This is a genomic window from Ectothiorhodospira lacustris (genome assembly GCF_022227785.1).
GTDB lineage: Bacteria > Pseudomonadota > Gammaproteobacteria > Ectothiorhodospirales > Ectothiorhodospiraceae > Ectothiorhodospira > Ectothiorhodospira lacustris.
Genome location: NZ_JAJNQM010000007.1, coordinates 42,287 through 62,576, shown reverse-complemented (window position 1 = coordinate 62,576; position 20,290 = coordinate 42,287). Strand labels below are relative to the sequence as shown.

The 20,290-nt window shown below is 62.0% G+C and carries 14 protein-coding genes; 11 read left to right on the top strand and 3 right to left on the bottom strand.

Going from position 1 to position 20,290, the window contains the following annotated elements; genetic code table 11:
* Window positions 1-867: ATP-binding protein (locus LQ952_RS02735; protein WP_274521940.1), on the top strand; the 867-nt coding region annotated here is incomplete at its 5' end.
* Between the two features lie 222 nt (window positions 868-1,089).
* Entirely contained in the window at window positions 1,090-1,224 is a 135-nt protein-coding gene (locus LQ952_RS15840) for a hypothetical protein (RefSeq protein WP_274521939.1), read from the top strand.
* Here LQ952_RS15840 and LQ952_RS02730 read toward each other — a convergent pair.
* Together LQ952_RS02730 and katG are read right to left on the bottom strand one after the other, a co-directional pair.
* Window positions 1,215-2,471 carry a D-amino acid dehydrogenase gene (locus LQ952_RS02730; RefSeq protein WP_238621126.1) on the bottom strand — a complete coding sequence of 419 codons (1,257 nt, stop codon included), beginning with the start codon at window positions 2,469-2,471 and terminating at the stop codon, window positions 1,215-1,217. The two genes, LQ952_RS15840 and LQ952_RS02730, sit on opposite strands and share 10 nt — an antisense overlap.
* Window positions 2,472-2,660: 189 nt before the next feature.
* Window positions 2,661-4,850 (bottom strand): catalase/peroxidase HPI, encoded by a 2,190-nt coding sequence (katG, locus tag LQ952_RS02725; RefSeq protein WP_238621125.1) that lies wholly within the window; start codon window positions 4,848-4,850, stop codon window positions 2,661-2,663.
* Window positions 4,851-5,195: 345 nt separating this feature from the next.
* Here katG and LQ952_RS02720 point away from each other — a divergent pair, with 345 nt between their 5' ends.
* The 8 genes from LQ952_RS02720 (at window position 5,196) to LQ952_RS15965 (ending at window position 15,695) form a co-directional block, all read left to right on the top strand.
* A complete protein-coding gene (locus LQ952_RS02720) occupies window positions 5,196-6,446 on the top strand; it encodes a NupC/NupG family nucleoside CNT transporter (protein ID WP_255721755.1) in 1,251 nt (416 codons plus the stop codon).
* A gap of 488 nt (window positions 6,447-6,934) precedes the next feature.
* Complete coding sequence (locus LQ952_RS02715) at window positions 6,935-8,170, top strand: exonuclease SbcCD subunit D C-terminal domain-containing protein (RefSeq protein ID WP_238621123.1); 1,236 nt, start codon at window positions 6,935-6,937, stop codon at window positions 8,168-8,170.
* An 11-nt stretch (window positions 8,171-8,181) separates the two neighbouring features.
* The gene (locus LQ952_RS15835) at window positions 8,182-11,856 is read left to right on the top strand and encodes an AAA family ATPase (protein WP_274521938.1); all 3,675 of its coding nucleotides are present in this window, start codon (window positions 8,182-8,184) and stop codon (window positions 11,854-11,856) included.
* A 530-nt stretch (window positions 11,857-12,386) separates the two neighbouring features.
* Window positions 12,387-13,187 carry an undecaprenyl-diphosphate phosphatase gene (locus LQ952_RS02700; RefSeq protein WP_008930851.1) on the top strand — a complete coding sequence of 267 codons (801 nt, stop codon included), beginning with the start codon at window positions 12,387-12,389 and terminating at the stop codon, window positions 13,185-13,187.
* Between the two features lie 23 nt (window positions 13,188-13,210).
* A complete protein-coding gene (locus tag LQ952_RS02695; RefSeq protein WP_238621122.1) occupies window positions 13,211-13,558 on the top strand; it encodes a hypothetical protein in 348 nt (115 codons plus the stop codon).
* A gap of 249 nt (window positions 13,559-13,807) precedes the next feature.
* Complete coding sequence (locus LQ952_RS02690) at window positions 13,808-14,017, top strand: hypothetical protein (RefSeq protein WP_238621121.1); 210 nt, start codon at window positions 13,808-13,810, stop codon at window positions 14,015-14,017.
* The gene (locus tag LQ952_RS02685; protein WP_238621120.1) at window positions 14,014-14,394 is read left to right on the top strand and encodes a hypothetical protein; all 381 of its coding nucleotides are present in this window, start codon (window positions 14,014-14,016) and stop codon (window positions 14,392-14,394) included. The genes LQ952_RS02690 and LQ952_RS02685 overlap by 4 nt, the downstream gene beginning before the upstream one ends.
* Window positions 14,395-14,636: 242 nt before the next feature.
* The gene (locus LQ952_RS15965; protein WP_347402041.1) at window positions 14,637-15,695 is read left to right on the top strand and encodes a peptidylprolyl isomerase; all 1,059 of its coding nucleotides are present in this window, start codon (window positions 14,637-14,639) and stop codon (window positions 15,693-15,695) included.
* A 476-nt stretch (window positions 15,696-16,171) separates the two neighbouring features.
* Here the strand turns inward: LQ952_RS15965 and LQ952_RS02675 are convergent, their stop codons facing one another.
* Window positions 16,172-17,587 (bottom strand): ATP-binding protein, encoded by a 1,416-nt coding sequence (locus LQ952_RS02675; RefSeq protein WP_238621119.1) that lies wholly within the window; start codon window positions 17,585-17,587, stop codon window positions 16,172-16,174.
* A gap of 256 nt (window positions 17,588-17,843) precedes the next feature.
* Here LQ952_RS02675 and LQ952_RS02670 point away from each other — a divergent pair, with 256 nt between their 5' ends.
* Window positions 17,844-20,261 carry a TonB-dependent receptor domain-containing protein gene (locus LQ952_RS02670; RefSeq protein WP_238621118.1) on the top strand — a complete coding sequence of 806 codons (2,418 nt, stop codon included), beginning with the start codon at window positions 17,844-17,846 and terminating at the stop codon, window positions 20,259-20,261.
* Window positions 20,262-20,290: the final 29 nt, after the last annotated feature.

Genomic DNA, 20,290 nt, shown 5'->3' with positions numbered 1-20,290 from the left:
ATTTTTGAAAAGCTCAGCGCTGAAGGGTTGATCGGCAAGGATGTAGGCGACAAATGGAATATTACAAATCTTGGCGCGATTCTGTTTGGTTCCAACCTGGCAGCGTTCAACTCTTCTTTGGCTCGCAAGGCAGTGCGTTTTATTGCCTATGGGGGGCGGAATCGCGCCGCAACCGTGACTCATCGAGCCGATGGCAACAAGGGCTACGCAATAGGTTTTGAAGGTCTGATCGAATTTATCAACGGCCTCCTGCCAAAGAATGAGCATATTGATACTGCATTGCGCACCGAGCAACCCCTGTTTCCCACCATCGCGGTGCGAGAACTCATTGCCAATGCGTTGATTCACCAGGATATGACTATATCGGGTGCCGGGCCGCAGATTGAAGTCTTTGTTGATCGCATGGAAATCACTAACCCGGGCAAGCCGCTGGTGCCGACTGAGAGGATGATTGACCTGCCACCGCGTTCGCGCAATGAAGCTTTGGCGGCACTGATGCGTCGCATGGGAATGTGCGAGGAACAAGGGAGCGGACTGGATAAAGTCATTGCCTCGGTGGAGCTGTTCCAACTGCCGCCGCCACTATTCCGCGAGGAAGGCGACGCCATGCAGGTGGTGCTATATGGTCCAAGAACCTTCGCGCAGATGACCCCCGATGAAAGAACCCGGGCCTGTTATCATCATTCGATCCTGAAATTCTTGAGCGGTGAGCGCATGAAAAATGCCACCCTGTGCGAGCGCTTTGGTATCGAAAGCCGAAATGCTTCCCAGGCTTCCGGGGTCCTCAAAAAGGCGTTGGAAGCGGGCCTGATCCGGGCGGCGGACCCTGAACACCCGCGAGCTGGCTATGTGCCGTGGTGGGCCTGATTTCTTGATCGGGTTTTGATTTCGCGCGGCTTTTAGCCCGGGAAAATGAAGAAAACCCATAAAATACAATAAATTATAGAATTATAAAGGGCGCAATTTTTTTGATTGACTATTGATTATCGCTCAAGACCCGGTCATTTTTTGCTGCAAGCAAGCCAGAGCACCTATGAACGAAGCCGAAACCCGCGCTGAACTCATCGACCCGGCCCTGAAGGAGGCCGGGTGCGGCGTGAGGTGATCACCCTCGGTCGGCTGCAGGGCGGCGGCAAACGGGCCAGGCAGGACATGGCCGACTATGTGCTGATCTATCGCGGCCAGAAGCTTGCGGTGATCGAGGCCGATGCCGTTCAGCGGTAACGATCCACCCCCAGGCCCGTGGGATCGATGTCCGGGGAACGTCCGCTGACCAGATCGGCCACGAATCTTGCCGAGCCCAGGGACATGGTCCAGCCCAGGGTGCCGTGGCCGGTGTTCAGGAACAGGTTGTCGTAGCGGGTCCCGCCCAGGATGGGCACGTTGTCCGGGGTCATGGGACGCAGTCCGGTCCAGAACTCCGCCGCCTCCACCGCGCCGCCGCCGGGGAACAGGTCGCGCACCACGAATTCGATGGCCGCCCGCCGCCGCTGCGGCAGGTCCTTGTTGTCGCCGGCGATCTCCGCGATCCCTCCCACCCGGATGCGGTGGTCGAAGCGGGTGACGGCCACCTTGTACTTCTGGTCCATCACCGTGGACTGGGGTGCCCGATCCTCGTCCAGGATCGGCATGGTGAGGGAGTAGCCCTTGAGGGGATAGATGGGCAGATGGATGCCGATCCCGCCCAGTACCCTGGGTGATTCACAGCCCAGCGCCACTACGTAGCGGTCGGCGGTCAGGGTGCCGGTGGAGGTCCTGACGCCGGTGATTTTCCCGTTGCCGGTGTCGATGGCCTCGACCGAGGTGTTCATCAGGAAGGTCACGCCCAGGGTTTCACAGGCCTTTGCCAGGGCCAGGGTGAACTTGCGGCAGTCACCGGTCTCATCTCCTGGCAGCAGCACGCCTCCGGCGATCTTTTCCCGCACGTGGGCCAGGGCCGGTTCATGGCGGATGCAGGCATCCACGTCCAGCAATTCGTGGGGAATATGCCAGCGTTCCAGAATGGCCACATTGATGGCCGCATCCGCCAGTTCTTTTTCGGTGCGGAACAGTTCCAGGGTGCCCTTCTGGCGGCCATCGTAGTGCAGCGGCAGTTCTTCCCGCAGTGCCTTGAAGCATTCGGCGCTGTAACGGGCCACCCGCAGCATGCGTTCCTTGTTCACCTCGAAGGCCGAGTTGGTGCACTGCCCCAGCATCCTGACCAGAAAGCCCAGTGCCCGGATGTCGATGGCCCTTGGGTTGATGTAGAGGGGCGCGAGGTCCTGCATCATCCATCGGATGGCCTTGAAGGGGACGCCCGGTGCGGCCCAGGGGGTGGAGTGGTCAAACGACAGCATGCCCGCATTGGCGTGACTGGTTTCCATGGCCGGCGCCTCCAGCCGGTCGATCACCGTCACTTCGTGTCCCGCCCTGGCCAGATACCAGGCGCTGGTGACACCGACCACGCCACTGCCCAATACCAGAACTTTCATCGGTGGAACCTCATGCGCCGGGAAGGGGATGGGTCTTTCCAGGTAAGAATGAATCGGTGCGGGAAAGTTTTCTGTTTGATGGACTTTCAGCAGATCAGGGGCGGCGGATGAAAAAAGGGCGCGGCCGGAAGATGGCTGCGCCCGAAGGGTTCAGAGTGAATGATGGAGGCGACGCCTCCATCCCGGTGCCTATTTCAGATCAAAGCGATCCGCATTCATCACCTTGACCCAGGCCTTGACGAAGTCCCTGACGAACTTCTCCTGGTTGTCGTCCTGGGCATAGACTTCGGCATAGGAGCGCAGGACCGAATTGGAGCCGAACACCAGGTCGACCCGGGTGGCCGTCCACTTCACCTCGTCGCTCTTGCGGTCACGGATTTCGTAGAGGTTGTTGCCGACCGGCTTCCAGCTGTAGCGCATGTCGGTGAGGTTGACGAAGAAGTCGTTGCTCAGCACGCCCTCGCGATCCGTGAACACACCATGCTTGCTGGCGCCGTGGTTGGTGCCAAGGACACGCATGCCGCCCACGAGCACGGTCATTTCATGGGCGGTCAGGCCCATCAGCTGGGTGCGGTCCAGCAGCATCTCTTCCGGGCTGACCACGTAGTCCTTCTTCACCCAGTTGCGGTAGCCGTCATGCAGCGGCTCCAGTACGGCAAAGGATTCAGCATCGGTCATCTCTTCGGTGGCATCGCCACGGCCCGGTGCGAACGGTACGGTGATGTCGACACCGGCATCGCGGGCCGCCTTTTCCACCGCCGCGGTGCCGCCCAGGACGATCAGGTCGGCCATGCTCACCGGCTTGCTCAGATCGGCCTGGATGCCTTCCAGCACCCCCAGCACCTTGTTGAGCCGTTCCGGTTCGTTACCTTCCCAGTCCTTCATCGGGGCCAAGCGAATCCGGGCACCGTTGGCGCCGCCCCGGTAGTCCGAACCACGGAAGGTCCGGGCGCTGTCCCAGGCGGTGGTGATCAGCTCGGAGGCGCTCAGGCCGCTCGCGAGGAGCTTTTTCTTGAGGTCGGCGATTTCACCGTCATCCAGCGTGTAATCCACGGTGGGGATGGGGTCCTGCCAGATCAGGTCTTCCTGGGGCACGTCCGGCCCCAGGTAGCGGCTCTTCGGCCCCAGGTCGCGATGGGTCAGCTTGAACCAGGCCCGGGCGAAGACCTCGTTGAAATATGCCGGATCCTTGTAGAAACGCTCGGAGATCTCCCGGTAGATGGGGTCCTTGATCATGGCCATGTCGGCGTCGGTCATGATGGGGTTATAGCGGATGGACGGATCTTCCACATCCACCGGCTTGTCTTCCTCCTTGATGTCCACCGGCTCCCACTGTGAGGCACCGGCCGGGCTCTTTTTCAGTTCCCATTCGTGCTCCAGCAGCATCTTGAAATAGCCGTTGTCCCACTGGGTGGGGTGGGTGGTCCAGGCGCCCTCGATGCCGCTGGTGATGGTGTCGCGGCCGCGGCCCTTGCCCTGGGGGTTATGCCAGCCCAGGCCCTGCTCCTCGACACCGGCTGCCTCGGGTTCCGCCCCCAGCTTGGAGGCATCGCCGTTGCCATGGCATTTGCCCACGGTATGGCCGCCGGCGGTCAGTGCCACGGTTTCCTCGTCGTCCATCGCCATGCGGGCAAAGGTGATGCGCACATCATGGGCGGTCTTGAGCGGGTCCGGCTTGCCGTCCACCCCTTCCGGGTTGACGTAGATCAGCCCCATCATCACGGCGGCCAGAGGGTTTTCCAGGTCGCGCTCGCCGGAATAGCGGCTGTTGGGGTTGTCGGTGGGTGCCAGCCATTCCTTCTCGGAACCCCAGTAGATGTCCTTTTCCGGGTGCCAGATATCCGCACGCCCACCGGCGAAGCCGAAGGTCTTCAGCCCCATGGACTCATAGGCCATGTTGCCGGCCAGGATGATCAGGTCGGCCCAGGAGAGCTGGTTGCCGTATTTTTTCTTGATCGGCCACAGCAGGCGGCGGGCCTTGTCCAGGTTGACGTTGTCCGGCCAGCTGTTGAGCGGCGCGAAGCGCTGGTTGCCGGTTCCGGCACCGCCGCGGCCGTCGGCAATGCGGTAGGTGCCGGCGGCGTGCCAGGCCATGCGGATCATCAGGCCGCCGTAGTGACCCCAGTCGGCTGGCCACCAGTCCTGGCTGTCCGTCATCAGTGCGCGCAGGTCCTGCTTCACCGCCTCCAGATCCAGCTTCTTGAATGCTTCAGCATAATCAAAGTCTTCACCCAACGGATCGGTCTTGGTGTCATGCTGATGAAGGATGTCCAGATTCAGTGCATTGGGCCACCACTCCATATTGGAGGCCCCGCTTGCAGTATTGCCGCCGTGTACTACCGGGCATTTGCCTCCGCTGCTGACGTTATTTCCGGCCATGTCTATCTCCCCTGCTATTTGGTTGGTTGGTATCGATCCATAAATCCAGACCACATTCGGGGCAGGGCAACCCGCTCAGGCGGCCTGTGCGAGGCCACGCTCCCCGGCCATTGTTGCCGGGAGCGACTCGCGCCGATCCATTCACCCTGCTTTCGTTATTAAGTTATAGAGGTTATGGGTGATATATTCAAATGAATGGTTTGCATTTCTACAATAGTTTTTATTAATGGTTCGCAGGTGGTCGGCTTGGGCCGGGAAAAGGGAGCTGCGCCTTCGGATATCCAGATTCGCCATCCGCGGGTTATTCTTCCCGGCATTTGACCCTGGGGGAGTGCACCCGTGTTGATGGTGCAGGGAATTGCCGGGCTGGTGGTCTTCATCGGCATCGCCTGGCTGCTGAGCGAGGATCGATGGCGCATGCCCTGGCGGGCAGTGGCGGCGGGCCTGGGACTGCAATTCGGTCTGGCGGCGTTGCTGCTGTGGGTGCCGGGAGGGCGTCACCTGTTTCTCTGGGCCAACGAACTGGTCATCGCCCTGAGTCAGGCCACTCAGGCGGGCACGGCCTTTGTCTTCGGTTATCTGGGTGGGGCCGAGTTGCCCTTCGAGGCCGAAGGGGCAGGGCAGGCCTTTGTCTTCGCCTTCCAGGCCCTGCCGCTGATCCTGGTCATGAGTGCCCTGTCGGCCCTGCTTTTTCACTGGCGGGTGTTACCGCTGATCATTCGCGGGGCCTCCCGGGTGCTGGAGCGCAGTTTCGGCATCGGCGGGGCCCTGGGGGTGGGGACGGCGGCCAATGTCTTTCTGGGGATGGTGGAGTCCCCCCTGCTGGTGCGCCCCTATCTGGCGCGCATGACCCGCAGCGAGCTGTTTGCCCTGATGACCGTGGGCATGGCCACCCTGGCAGGCACCATGCTGGTGCTCTATGCCACCTTCATCGGCCATGTGCTGGACGACGCCCTGGGGCATCTGATCATCGCTTCGGTGATCAGCCTGCCCGCAGCACTGCTGATCGCGGCGGTGATGGTCCCCTCCACCGGCCCGGCCACTCAGGGGGCGCTGGGCGAGGGGCTGGACCCGGCGGCCGGGGCCATGGACGCCATCACCCGGGGCACCCTGCGCGGCCTGGAGCTGTTGCTGCAGATCGTGGCCTTGCTGGTGGTGCTGATCGCCCTCGTGGCCCTGGCCAACGGCCTGTTGGGCCTGCTGCCCGCGGTGGGGGGAGAGGCCCTGAGTCTTGAACGCCTGCTGGGTTGGATCATGGCGCCGCTGGCATGGTTGATGGGCATTCCCTGGTCGGAGGCGCGGGTGGCCGGGACATTGCTGGGGGTAAAGACCATCCTCAATGAAATGCTGGCCTTCCTGCAACTGGCGCAGCTGGATCCGCAGGTGCTTTCCCCGCGTTCCGAGCTCATCCTGATCTATGCCCTGAGCGGCTTTGCCAACCTGGGCAGTTTGGGGATCCTCATCGGTGGTCTGGGGGCGATGGTGCCGGAGCGGCGTGGCGAGGTGGTGGCCCTGGGGATGCGAGCCCTGGTGGCCGGGACACTGGCCACCCTGATGACCGGATCCGTGGTGGGGTTGCTGACGCCGTTGGGGTGAGTGGGGAAGGCAATGGGCTCCTGTTGCCGCGCGCGTCATTCCCGCGAACGCGGGAATCCATAGGGCATGCTATTTCGTCTGTTTCACCGGCACCCCGTCATTCCCGCGCAAGCGGGAATCCAGGGGCCGCGTGCTGGACATTCTGGGCTCCCGCTTTCGCGGGAGTGACGGCGTGGTTGGGGGTGATGGAGTGGTTAGGGGTGACGGGGTAGGGTTTGTGAAGGAAAGGAAATATGCCTTTGTTGCCATAATCGTCATTCCCGCGCAAGCGGGAATCCAGGGGCTGCGTGCCGGAAATCCTGGGCTCCCGCTTTCGCGGGAGTGACAAAAAAGTAGTCGGGAGTGATGAAGTAGTCGGGAGTGATGGAGCGGCGTGTGGCGGAGTTTCCGATGGAGCATTTCTTCAACAATGTCGGCCCCATGGTGCCGACGGACCACCGTGCCATTGCCGGCATCGGGGCGACACCGGTAGCGCGAGGGGGGCGTGGATGAAAATCCTTCACACCTCCGACTGGCATCTGGGCCGACGCCTCTATGGCCGGCAGCGCTATGACGAATTCGAGGCCTTTCTGGATTGGCTGGCCGTGCTCATCGAGGACGCCGGGGTGGATGTGCTGGTGGTGGCCGGGGATGTGTTCGACACCAGTACCCCCAGCAACCGGGCCCAGTCCCTGTATTACCGGTTTCTGTGCCGGCTGGCCGGTTCCTGCTGTCGACATGTGGTGGTGGTGGCCGGCAATCATGACTCCCCCACCTTTCTGGATGCCCCCCGCGAACTGCTGAAGGTGCTGGATGTGCACGTGATCGGCGCCGCTCCCGACGACCTTGCCGACGAGGTGCTGACGCTACATCACCCGGAGACGGGGGCGGCGGAGTTGGTGGTCTGTGCCGTGCCCTATCTGCGGGACCGGGACATCCGTCGGGTGGAGGCGGGGGAAAGCCTGGAGGACAAGGACCGCAAGCTGATCGAGGGAATCCGTGACCATTACCGCGCCGTGGTCGAACTGGCCTGTCGGCGCCGGGCGGCACTGGATGGGCATCCGCCCATGCTCGCCACGGGCCATCTGTTCACCGCCGGTGGCCGGACGATGGACGGCGACGGCGTGCGGGATCTGTATGTGGGGTCCCTGGCCCACGTGGGTCGCGATATCTTCCCTGATGGTCTGGACTATGTGGCCCTGGGCCATTTGCACGTGGCGCAGACGGTGCAGGGCTCGGAGCGGGTGCGCTACAGCGGCTCGCCCCTGCCCATGGGCTTTGGCGAGGCCGGGCAGCGCAAGAGCGTCTGCCTGGTGGAATTGGAGGCGGGCGGCACTCTGACAGTGCGTTGTCCGGAGGTGCCGGTGTTCCAGCCCTTGGCCCGGGTGCGTGGCGACTGGGCGGCGATCCAGGCCCGGTTGCGGGAGCTGGTCGCCACCGATTCGCGGGCCTGGCTGGAGGTCATCTACGAGGGGGAGGCGGTGATCGGTGATCTGCGGGCGCGGCTGGACGAGATCCTGGCGGGCAGCCGTCTGGAGGTCCTGCGGCTGAAGAATGCCCGGGTCATCGACCGTGTGCTGGCGCAGTGCCACGACCGGGAAACCCTGGATGATCTGGATGTCCATGATGTCTTCGAACGCTGCCTGACCCGGCATGAAGTGCCGGACACGCAGCGGCCGTCCCTGCGCCTGGCTTATCGGGAGACCGTGACCGCCCTTGATGATGCCGACCCGCTCGCGGAATAGGAATCTGCCCCATGCGCATCCTGCAGATACGCTTCAAGAATCTTAACTCCCTGGCCGGTGAATGGTCGGTTGATCTGACCCACCCCGCCTTCACCGCCGACGGCATCTTTGCCATCACCGGCCCCACCGGCGCCGGCAAGACCACGTTGCTGGACGCCATCTGCCTGGCCCTTTACGGCCGCACACCGCGCCTGCACCGGGTCAACCGCAGCGGCAACGAAGTTATGTCCCGGCACACGGGCGACTGCTTTGCCGAAGTCACCTTCGAGACGCCGGCGGGGCGCTATCGTTGCCACTGGAGTCAGCATCGGGCCAGACGGCGGCCCGACGGGGAGTTGCAGGCCCCCCGCCACGAGATCGCCAATGCGGACACCGGGGAGATCTTTGAGGCCAAGGTTCGGGGGGTGGCGGAACAGATCGAACAGGCCACGGGCATGGATTTCGAGCGCTTCACCCGCTCCATGCTGCTGGCCCAGGGCGGTTTTGCGGCCTTCCTGCAGGCGCCGCCGGATGAGCGTGCGCCGATCCTGGAGCAGATCACCGGCACGGAGATCTACAGTCGCATCTCCGTGGCCGTGCATGAGCGCCGCGGCGAGGCCCGCCGCACCCTTGAGCATCTACGGACGGCACTGGAAGGCATGCGTCTGCTCAGTCCGGAGGAAGAGCAGCAGTTGTCCGCGGAACTGGCGGCGCGGCAGACCCAGGAGACGGCCTTGCACGCACAGGTGGAACAGCACCGCAAGGCCGTCGACTGGCTGGAGGGGATCGCGACACTGGAGGCCGCCCAGTTGCAGATCCAACAGGAGGCAGTGGATCTTGAGGACCGTATCAGGGCCTTCGCCCCGGATCGGCAGCGGCTGCACCGGGCCCGGCAAGCTCTGGAGCTGGCGGGTGATCATGCCGCCTTGATCCAGTTGCGCCAGGGTCAGGCACAGGATCGGACGCGGCAGGTTGCCGGTGAGGCCGAGTTGCCCGGTGCCGAGGCGGCGGCCCGGCAGGCGGAAGCCGCTCAGCAGCAAACACTGGCACAACTGAATGCCGCCCGCGGGACGTTGCGGGCGCGTCTGCCGGTGCTGCAGAAGGTACGGGAACTGGATCTGCAGATCGCCGACCGTCTCACGGCCCTGACGCACTCTCGTGAGGTGTTGACCGCCTCGAAACAGCGCCTGCAGGCGCTGCAGGCGGAACAGACCGGGGCGGCAGCGCGGTTGCAGGCGGTTCGGGAACAGACCGGGGTATTGCGTGGTGAACTGGACCGGACCCGCGCCGATGAAACCCTGGTGGGCCGGCTGACCGGCATCCGGGAGCAGGCCAGCGCCCTGGAGGCCCTGCATCGACAGCAGGATGACGGGATCACCGCGTTTCGGCAGCATCGGGAGGCCCAGGAACGGGCCGAGGCGGAGCGACAGGCCTGCCAGGAGCGGTTTGAAGCCTTGACCCTGGCGCAGCAGGATCTGCAGGCCGGGTGGCAGGAGATCCACCAGGTCATGGAAACCCGGCTGCAGGGCCGGACCCTGGCCGACTGGCGCTCGGATCTGGCGGCGTTGCAGGCGCGGGAGACGCGGATCCGGCAGGCCGGGGAGGCCCTGGCGGCCCGGGATCAGGCCCGTACCCGGCTGGCGGCCCTGGTGGTGGAGGAGCAGGGACTGTCCGCAGACCTTGAGCGCCTGGGCGGGGAGGCCGGAACCCTGTCCGAACGGCTCCATGGGCTGGAGGAGAAGGCGACATTGCTGGAGACCCAGCAGGGTCTGTTGCAGCGCATCGAGGCCTTGGAGTCGGCCCGCGGACAGCTACGGGACGATGAACCCTGCCCCCTGTGCGGTGCCCTGGACCACCCCTATGCACGAGGCAATGTGCCCGCGGCGGGCGAGACCCGGGAAGCCCTTGACCGGGTCAGGGCCGAACTGAAGACCCTGCGGCAACAGGACACGGATCTGCAGGTTCGGCGGGCTCAGGTGGGGAAGGATCTGGAGCGGATTTCCAGGGAACGGCAGACCCAGACTGCGGCCCTGGATGCCCGGTCCGCCGAGCTGGTCCGCCATGGGGCGGCCCTGGCACCGGCGATGGCAGCCCCCGAGTGGCCCGGGCGACTGGAGATCCTGGCCGGGGACAATGCCGATCAACTGAATGCCGTCGCCTCGCGCATTGAGGCGGTGGAGGCGGACCAGACGGTGCTGGAGGGGCGTCGACAGGCGCTGGAACGGGCTCGGGAGGCGCTGGTCGAGGCGGAAAAGGCCTTGATGGCCGCCGGTCATCGCCGGGATGGGGAAGCGGCGACGGTCCGGCGTCTGGAAGGGGAACTGTCGGATCTGCGGGCGCGACTGGCCCGGCAGCAGGATCTGCTGCTGGGTTCGGTGCAGCCGCTGGGCATCCGGTCCGTCGAGCGGGCATCCCTGCCCGCGTTGCTGGAACAACTGGAGCAGCGTCACGCTCAATGGCAGTCCCGTCAGCAGGCCCTGGCGACCCTGGAGGGAGAGCTCAAGACCCTGGAGATCGGCATGACCCACCGTGCCGGGCAGATCCGGGACAGCGCAGAGGATGTGCGTCAGCGATCCGTCCAGGCCGACACCCTGAAACAGTCGGCCGAGGCCCTGCGGGCCGAGCGCCAGCGGTTACTGGGCGAGCAGTCTCCTGAGACGGAACAGCAACAGCTGGAGGCCGCCGTGGAAGCGGCGGAAGGGGCGCTGGAGTCGGCTCGCGAGCAGGCTCGCCGGACGGGCGATGAGCGCCGGCAGCTGCGCACCCGGCTGGAGGATCTGCGTGCGGCCCTGGCGGAGCGGGAGCCCCGGCTGCGGGAGGCGGAGATGGCCTTCCGACAGCGCCTGGAGGCACTGGGCCTTGCAGACGAGGCCGACTTTCAGGCCGCCGGTCTGCCGGAATCCGAGCGCCGGGCACTGAGTGGACAGGCCCAGACACTGGAGGCGGAGCGGGCGGCCCTGGGCGCTCGCGCGGAGGACACCCGCCGTCAGCTGGCGACGGCCCGGGAGCGGGCCCTGACCGATCAGCCCCTGGCGATGCTGCGGGAACAGCTGGCGGATCAGGTCCGCGCCCATCAGGCGCTGCAGCAGGCGATCGGCGGGCTGCGTCAGCGCCTGGCGGACAATGACACTCTTCGGAAGCAGTATCAGGACCAGGCGGCGGCCATCGAGGCGCAGCAGCAGGAATGTGACCGCTGGGATCAGCTGCATGAACTCATCGGGTCCGCCGACGGCAAGAAGTACCGCAACTTTGCCCAGGGGCTGACCTTCGACATGATGATCGGTCACGCCAACCGGCAGTTGCAGAAGATGACGGACCGTTATCTGCTGATCCGTGACGAGGCCCAGCCGCTGGAGCTGAACGTGATCGACAGCTATCAGGGGGGCGAGATCCGTTCCACCAAGAACCTCTCCGGCGGCGAGGGGTTTATCGTCAGTCTGGCCCTGGCCCTAGGGCTGTCCCACATGGCGGGGCGCCAGGTGCGAGTGGATTCCCTGTTCCTGGACGAGGGGTTCGGCACCCTGGACGACGATGCCCTGGATACGGCCCTGCAGACCCTGGCGGGTCTGCGGGAGGAGGGCAAGCTGATAGGCCTGATCTCCCATGTACCCGCGCTGAAGGAGCGCATCGCCACCCGCATCCAGGTGACCCCCCAGACCGGCGGCACGAGCCGGATCAGCGGTCCGGGGTGTCGAAACGGCCCATGATCCTGCCGTCGCGCCTCGTCAGGTAAGCGCCGGCCCGAACTCATGTCTTGTAGCCCTGGACCTGCTTGTGCAGCGATGTAGCCGTTCCCGCGAGCCCATCGCAAGCGGTGGCGATGTCCATGGCGCTCTGGGCGTTTTGGATGGCTGGTTTCAGTGACGTCATTCCCGCGAAAGCGGGAACCCGGGGGGCCAACATTGATGCCTGGTTTCAATGACGTCATTCCCGCGCAAGCAGGAACCCGGGGGGTGTCCAACATTGATGCTGGTTTTCAATGACGTCATTCCCGCGCAAGCGGGAATCCAGGGACGGACTTGGGCATTATGGGCTCCCGCTTGCGCGGGAGCGACGGCAAAGATTTGCAGGAGCGACAGCAAGAGATTGCAGGAGTGACGGCGGGAGATTCATGGGTGTGACGACAGGTGCGTTGCGCAACCGGCCCCATGGAAGAAAGACAAGCAGAGAGAAGGGCTGTTCAAACGGGGCGTGGCACGGATAATGTTCCCCCGGAACCCACGAATGGAGCCTCGCCTTGGATCTCTTCCAGACCCTGGTCCTTGCCCTGGTACAGGGCCTGACGGAATTTCTCCCCATTTCCAGCGCCGCCCACCTGATCCTGGTGCCCGAGCTCACCGCCTGGGAGGATCAGGGGCTCACCTTCGACGTGGCCACCCATGTGGGCAGTCTGGCCGCCGTGATCTTCTACTTTCGCGCCGAGCTGCGGCGCATGGCCACCCACTGGGCCGGTTCGCTGGTGGGGCGGGGCTTTACCCCGGATGCCAAGCTGGCCTGGGCCGTGGGTCTGGGGACCATTCCGGCGGGCCTGGCGGGACTCCTGTTCCACGACGTGATCTCCACCAGCCTGCGTTCGGTGGAGGTGATCATCTTCACCACCATCACCTTCGCCCTGCTGCTGGGGCTGGCGGACTGGGTGGGTCGGCGGCGACGGGATGAATACCAGATCGGCTGGCTGGATGTGCTGGTGATCGGCCTGGCCCAGGCCCTGGCGCTGATCCCCGGGGTCTCCCGCTCCGGTGCCACCATGACCGCCGCCCTGTTCATGGGGTTCAACCGTCAGGCGGCAGCCCGCTACTCCTTCCTGCTTTCCATTCCCATCATCGCCCTGGCGGGTGGCTATGAGACCTGGGGGCTCATCCAGGCTCCGGAGGAAAACGTCGCCTGGTCGATGATTCTGATCGGCGCCCTGGTGGCCGGGGTCAGCGCCTATCTGTGCATTCACCTGTTCCTCAAGTTGCTGGCCCGCATGAGCTTTTTGCCCTTCGTCATCTACCGGTTGCTGCTGGGGGCATTCCTGATCTTCATGTTCTGGTAAATCCTGCCCGGGGAGGGATGGCCATGGCCGATGGGTTTGGTTATGTGAGCAACCGCCTGAGGTTTCTGGTGGTGGTCATGGGGTTTGCCCTGGTGGCCGGGCTGTGGCTGCTGCCCCGGGGTGCCCCGGTCACGGGACAGGTGAGCGCGACGGTGCTGGAGGTCAACGAAGGCACCGCCACCGGGCTGCGCTCCGGTCAGTCCGTCACCCTGGTGACCCTGCGGGTCCGTCTGGAAACCGGCGAGGAAATCCGGGTCCAGGGTCTGGGCCGTCCGCCCGCGGTGGGTGATGCCGTCATACTGCTGGAGTCGGCATACCCGGACGGCAAACGGCGCTATCGCCTGTTGCCGGAGCACGGTGTGGTGGACTGATCGAGGGAACGTTAATAATGATTTTGTGTATGATATATCCATATTGTCTTGCGAGCCTGATAGAGGCATCTGATGGCGCTCCTTTTGCAGAGTCCTGAAGATGCAGTCTCTGTTACCGCCATGGCACGAAACTTCAGGGAGCCTCTAGTAATTCGATTTTTTAGAATTTACGCCTAATAAAATCAATGGGTTACTGTTGGTGGCGAGCAATTAATAGAGGTTCCCTTCAGTGCTCACCTTAAGGAAATCTTGTTCCGACATACCGGCAGGCTTTTGATTTTCAAGGATAACAACCCCGTTGCCATCATGATGAACGTACAGGCGTATCAAGACTTCTTCGATGAACTCGAAGATTTGCGCATTGAGGCGGTTGCAAGAGATCGGCTGACAAGTTACCAGGGTGGTCAGCTCGTCTCCCATGAGGATATGCGGGCACTTTTCGAGTCGGGTGGCCAATGAATATTATTCCAGATTCTGTTCTTGAGGGGTACATCCGTGAGGATGCAGTACTTGTTGCTTTGCGTGTAATCCGAGAATACATTGACAAACTTCCAGACTACCAGGGTAGATCATTCAAGCGCGGGTACATGAAAGCTTACGGAGTATTGCCAGTAGGAAGTGCTGAAGCAAAGCGGCCTTATGATTTTGCTGTCAACCTTTATTCCATAAAGTGCTACATACGAAAGCCGGGGTTGGCGCTTCTCGGGCCAGTGGGAAAGCAGCGGGTTTTAAGCGCATTTCCAGAAGCCGATATACTCAATGGTGAGTTGCGTGTCGTCATCAAGACAGCTGATGACGCGGAAGATTTGCTCAGATGTTTGTTTGAACGCAAGTGACCTGTCTAAAAATAGGGCGTGCTATTAACCCGGTGGTTAAAAATCAGCTTATTTTTATTTTATTTGCCATCAAGTCAGTGAACTGTGCAGGTCAAAATAAAGATGTTTGATTGCTAGGTTAATGTCGTAGATATTTAGGCTGTTGGGCTGTTGGGCTGTTGGGTGGTTGAGGGTGGGTTTCTGTGAAAAGCCCTATAAAGAGATTGTGGATCTGTAGATTTCATTGGGCTAAAGGAGGGGGCGTGGGTTACCTTGATGAAATTTTAAAAGGTGTTGTTTTTTTATTTTTGCTGTTATTAGTCGCCGGGTGTTCGATGGCTGAAATACGTGCCCCGCAAAGTCTGTCCCAGCCATATATGGCTGAAATTGAAGAGGCAGAGCGACGGGGTTCTCCCTTAGTGATAAAAGGCATTAGAACCTCTAGGCCTAACGCCGCTGGTGGGGTGGATCTTTATATTGACTTTATTTCAGTCAGTGATTTGCCGGTGAAATATGTGGATTTCGTGGTTACACCGTATAATGCTGTGCACGATGCAGTTTTATCTGCGATAAATAGACGAGGTGATGCTCGGGTTAGATCTACTGGTCCATACTATCGCGGCTCTACAAGCTCGGAAGAATATTGGCAGAACGTTTGGTACAACACAACAATTGCGTGCGGGGCTATTAAGGCAGTAACCGTCACATTTATGGATGGAACAAGTAAACACTACACGGGGGGTGATTTAGGCGATCTGTTTGCAAGGGGATACATAAATTCATGTGGTAATAACTCCGTGCGGTCGGCCCTTGATAATGGCGCAATCTCAAGAGCTACCCTTGTGACAAGTAAAGGGGACGTTGTTATTGAACTTTATTCCGTTAAAGCCCCAGAGACTGTTGCCAGCTTTATAGCCTATGCGCGTGAAGGGTTTTATAATAACACGATCTTTCATCGGGTGATTCCTGGTTTCATGATTCAAGGCGGTGGATTCAATCCTCAGATGCAGGAGAAGCCCACTCATGAACCAATTCGTAGTGAAGCAAATAACGGTCTTAGCAACAAGGCAGGGACAATTGCGTTAGCACGCTCTTCTGATCCTCATTCTGGTGCTGCCCAGTTCTTTATTAATGTTGGTGATAATAAGTTTTTAGATTTTAAGTCTGAAACGCGAAGAGGATGGGGCTACACTGTATTCGGAAGCGTGATTGAAGGGATGGATGTCGTACAAAATATCGCCAACACTCCTACTGGCATACGTGGAGAGCATAGGGATGTTCCCCGTGAAACCGTCCTAATCAGGACTGTTATAGTAGATTAAATTTCATGCGGCGGCTGTTAAGGTGGTAAATTACCCCCGATGATGAAAGATAAGGGGGATCCTGTCGCTTTTGGCAAAGGTCGCGATAATTTTTTTGATGGCGCCTGACCGCGTTACCTAACTCGATTCGCCATCACTCACTCGAACTCCGGATTGCTTGGCATGGCCCGATGTGTCGGTAAAGCCCAAGCCCGTGCCGCTATGGCGCAGGCTACGGGAGGACTTCACCCGAAACAGATGTTCGACAGCAGGAACAGTACGTCTGCGGGCTCGCCGGGGACGGTCTCTGTCGATGGCTAAGTATAAAGTGCCCCCCTGCTGGCAGCGCGTTCATTTCCATGGTTTCCTGATCATCGACACCCTCTGGCGCATGGCTCGATTATGTGCTGCTTCACGCGGCAAAAGCTTCTTCACGTTGAGCTCTTTGCGATGCTGTTCTGCATGCGAGAGTTCATAGTGAAGGTTCTGCAATCGGATCAGTCCCGCTGACATAGAAAAAGCGGCAGGCAGACGCTGATCCGCAGTCCGCCCAGGGGGGAGGACGCGGCGGTGATCCGTCCCCCGTGACCTTCCACGATGCGCCGGCACAGGGCCAGACCCAGACCCGCGCCGCCGTGGCGCCGGCTGCGGGAGGGCTCCACCCGGAACAGGTGTTCGAACAGCAGGGGCAGGGCGTCCGCGGGCACGCCGGGGGCGGTGTCATCCAGGGTGATGATGAGCTGCCGATCCCGTTGCCGGGCCTCCACATGCAGTCTGCCGCCGGGGTCCGTGTAACGCAGGGTGTTTTCCAGCAGGTTGTTCAGCAACTGCTTCAGGCGGGTCGGGTCTGCCTGGACGAAGGCCGGGGCGGGCGGCAGTACCTGGATGATGGCCAGACGTTGCTGGGTGAAACGGGTCTGGTGCTGGGCCGCGGTCTCCCGCAGCAGGGCGATCATGTCCACGGTTTCCCGGTGACAGTCCAGGCAGCCCACATCGCACAGGGCCAGCTGATAGAGGTCATCCACCAGTTTTCCCAGCAGGGCCGCCTCCGCCTGCAGTGACTGGAGTGCCTGCATGTCCAGCGTGCGGATGCCGTCTTCCAGCGCCTCCATTTCTCCCCGCAGTACCGACAGGGGGGTACGCAGTTCATGGGAGATGTCGGCGATCCAGCGGCGCCGGGCCGCTTCATTCCGCGCCAGGGTGAGGGCCAGCTGGTTGAAGTCCTCGGCCAGGGTCTGGAACTCATCCCGGGTGCGCAGTCGTACCCGGGCCGAGTAGTCGCCCGTGGTCAGGGCGCGGGTGCCGCTCGTCAGGGCCTGCAGCGGACCCAGCAGGCGGTTGGCCAGCAGGTAGGAGGCGATGGCGGCCACCAGCAGGGCGATCAGGCCGATAAGACCCAGAATCCGTTCCTGCTGGCGCTCGAACTGCTGGGCCAGCCCGTCGGTGATGTGGGTGGACGGCATCACATACAGGATGCCCACGGTGGTGCCGTCCACCTGCACCGGGTAACGCTTGCCCTCGTCCGGGAACGGCAGGGGTGGCCCGATCAGCCTGCGGCCCGTCTCATCCAGCAGGGCAAGACGTCCCGGTCGCCGGATCAGATCCTGAAGTACCGCGTCTTCGGACGGATAGGCCGGCGGCGCGCCGTCGGCCATCCGCTGCAGGCGCCCCCACAGGCGCGGATTCTGTACCAGGGACTCCCAACTGCCGTTGACCCGGTAATACGCCGCCAGGGTGCGGGTGAAATTGTGCGCCTGTTCCTGCTCCACCTGCGCCAGATAACCCGCCAGTCCCTGCTGGAAGCTCAGGCGCGTGGCGCCCATGATGGCCAGGGTCAGGATGGCGAAGGTGATCACCATGGCGAGAAACAGCTTGGTGCGCAGCCCAGGGGCGGGTGGGTGGAATGCGTGCATGAGGCAATGGTTCCCTGGGAAATGTGGAGAGATTGTGAAACTCGGGCGTCGCCATGGATTCGAGCAGGGATGCACCTTGCGCGTCTCAATCAATAACGATTAGCATTTGCATAATTATTTTATTTATGCAATTTATTTATTTTTCTTATTTGTAGCCAGCCAGTCTGAATCCATCAAGCCCGGACACTGGGGGAGAGACCGGATCGACAAGCCCGCCAACGCCAATCCATTCTCATTACGAAAGGAGTTTTGCGTCATGGCGCAAGCCTGTCGATCCCGACTATGTCCTGTCCGTCCCCTGAAACTGCGCACCGCCGTCTGTATGGCCATGGGGCTGCTCGGCTCGTCCGTGGCCCATGCCTCCGAAGTGGTTCGTCTGGACGAGATCACGGTGACCACCGCGGCCGGTTTCGAGCAGAAGATCATTGATGCCCCGGCCAGTATTTCCGTGATCACCCGCGAGGAACTGGCCTCCAGGCCCTACATCACCCTGCTGGATGCCGTGCGTGATATGGAGGGTGTGGATGTGGGGGAAACCACCGATAAAACCGGCCAGGGCACCATCAGCATCCGCGGCATGGGGGCGGATTACACCCTGATCCTGATTGATGGTCGGCGGCAGAACAACATCGGCGATCTGTATCCGAACAATTTCGGCGGCAACCAGTTCAATCACATCCCGCCACTGGAGATGATCGAGCGCATTGAGGTGATCCGCGGACCCATGTCCACCCTCTACGGGGCGGATGCCATCGGCGGCGTGATCAACATCATCACCCGCAAGACCCCGGATCGCTGGACCGGCTCCATCACCCACGGCCGGACCATCGAGGAGAATTCGGATTTCGGCAATGACCGGACCACCGACTTCGTCGTGATGGGTCCATTGGTGCCGGGCACGCTGGGGCTGAGTGTGCGGGGTAACCACTACGAGCGGGATGCCTCCAGCCCGACTTATGAATCGGTCCGCGACCCGTCCGGCGTGGTCCATGAGCGCACCCTGGGCTTTGGCGGCGGTGGCCGCACCGTGGACAACACCATCTACAGTGCCGGTGCGCGGCTGACCTTCACCCCCAGCGAGCGCCACGAGTTCACGCTGGACGTGGATGCTTCCCGCCAGAAGTACGACAACGACGAAAGTCAGCTGGGCACCCTGGACGATTACGGCACCCTCTGGCGCGCGTCCAATGCGGGCGTGGTCCAGCCGCGGGTGGGCTACACGGATGATCAGCGGTTTACCCGGGATCAGTGGTCCATGGGCCATGTGGGGCACTGGGATATCGGGCGCAGCGATATCATCCTGTCTCACGTGAATACCCGGAACAAGGGGCGCTCCCTGCCCTTTACCGTGGAAGAGCGTGCCGAGATGCAGGGGCTGTGGGATGCCGCCTGCGAGGCTGCCGGCCGCTCCGCAGGTTGCTCGCCGGCCCAGATGGGCACCAACAACAATCATGATGAAGCCCAGAAGCTGGCGCTGCTGGAAACCCTGCTGACCGCCGATCAACTGGCACAATTCCAGGGCTTTCTGCCCCGGGATACCCGGGTGATGGAAACCCGTCAGACCACCCTGGATGCCAAGCTGGAGGTGCCGCTGGAAGGTCACTACCTGGTGGTGGGCGGCCAGTACATCGATGCCGAGATGGAAGACGGTGTGTTCGGGATGTACGGCGACGGTTTCCGTTCCGGCACGGTGCAGCCCCATCGCCAGTGGGCGGTCTTCGTGGAAGACAACTGGGACGTCACCCAGCGTCTGACCCTGACGGGCGGGGTGCGCTACGACGATCACAACCGTTTCGGCGGGCAGACCAGTCCCCGTCTCTATGCGGTCTATACCGTCAACCCCGACTGGACCGTGAAGGGGGGTGTCAGCACCGGTTACAAGACGCCCAAGGCCAGCGATCTGTTCCCGGGGATCACCGGATTCGGTGGGCAGGGTGTGAATCCCTTTGTGGGCAGTCCGGACCTGCAGCCGGAGACCAGCCTCAACGGTGAGCTGGCGGTGTACTTCAGCAGCCCGATGGGCCACAGCTTCAATGCCACTGTGTTCGCCAACCGCTTCAAGGACAAGATTGCCTCCGGCGACAGCATCCCCAACTGCGAGATCGCGGCGCCGGGCGAGCGCTGCGCCGATATCGGCGAAGGCTGGGCGGACCTGGGTTACACCACCTTCAGCCAGCGCTACAACATCGACCGGGCGGATATCCAGGGTATCGAGCTGGCCGGGCGCTACCGGATCACCCCGGCGGTCTCCCTGCGCGGCAACTACACCTATACGGACTCCGAGCAAAAGAGCGGGCCGCAGGAGGGGCAGCCGCTCACCGGTACCGCCAAGCACATGCTCAATGCCACCCTCGACTGGCAGGTGACGCAGCACTTCAACACCTTCCTGACCCTGGAGGCCCGTTCGGACCGCTATCGCAGCTGGGACAGCGAGAACGAGTGCGCCCTGTACTGGAAGGATTACGAGATCCTGCACTTGGGCGCCGGTTATCGCCTGGGCAAGCACGTGACCCTCAATGGCCGCATCAACAACCTGCTGGACCAGGATTTTACCTCCTATCAAGTCCGGTTCGTGGAGCAGGATGACGGCACCTACACCCCCACTTATACCGATGACTACAACATCAAGGCCAAGTCCCGGAACTACTGGGTCAGCATGAACGTGGCCTTCTGAGCCGGGTTCGCCCCATCGATTAATCACTG

What these genes read in the sequence shown, in the direction of transcription:
- LQ952_RS02730 (WP_238621126.1), bottom strand. Translation starts at nt 2,471, where the DNA reads ATGAAAGTTCTGGTATTGGGCAGTGGCGTGGTCGGTGTCACCAGCGCC.
- katG (WP_238621125.1), bottom strand. Translation starts at nt 4,850, where the DNA reads ATGGCCGGAAATAACGTCAGCAGCGGAGGCAAATGCCCGGTAGTACAC.
- LQ952_RS02720 (WP_255721755.1), top strand. Translation starts at nt 5,196, where the DNA reads ATGGTGCAGGGAATTGCCGGGCTGGTGGTCTTCATCGGCATCGCCTGG.
- LQ952_RS02715 (WP_238621123.1), top strand. Translation starts at nt 6,935, where the DNA reads ATGAAAATCCTTCACACCTCCGACTGGCATCTGGGCCGACGCCTCTAT.
- LQ952_RS15835 (WP_274521938.1), top strand. Translation starts at nt 8,182, where the DNA reads ATGCGCATCCTGCAGATACGCTTCAAGAATCTTAACTCCCTGGCCGGT.
- LQ952_RS02695 (WP_238621122.1), top strand. Translation starts at nt 13,211, where the DNA reads ATGGCCGATGGGTTTGGTTATGTGAGCAACCGCCTGAGGTTTCTGGTG.
- LQ952_RS02685 (WP_238621120.1), top strand. Translation starts at nt 14,014, where the DNA reads ATGAATATTATTCCAGATTCTGTTCTTGAGGGGTACATCCGTGAGGAT.
- LQ952_RS02675 (WP_238621119.1), bottom strand. Translation starts at nt 17,587, where the DNA reads ATGCACGCATTCCACCCACCCGCCCCTGGGCTGCGCACCAAGCTGTTT.
- LQ952_RS02670 (WP_238621118.1), top strand. Translation starts at nt 17,844, where the DNA reads ATGGCGCAAGCCTGTCGATCCCGACTATGTCCTGTCCGTCCCCTGAAA.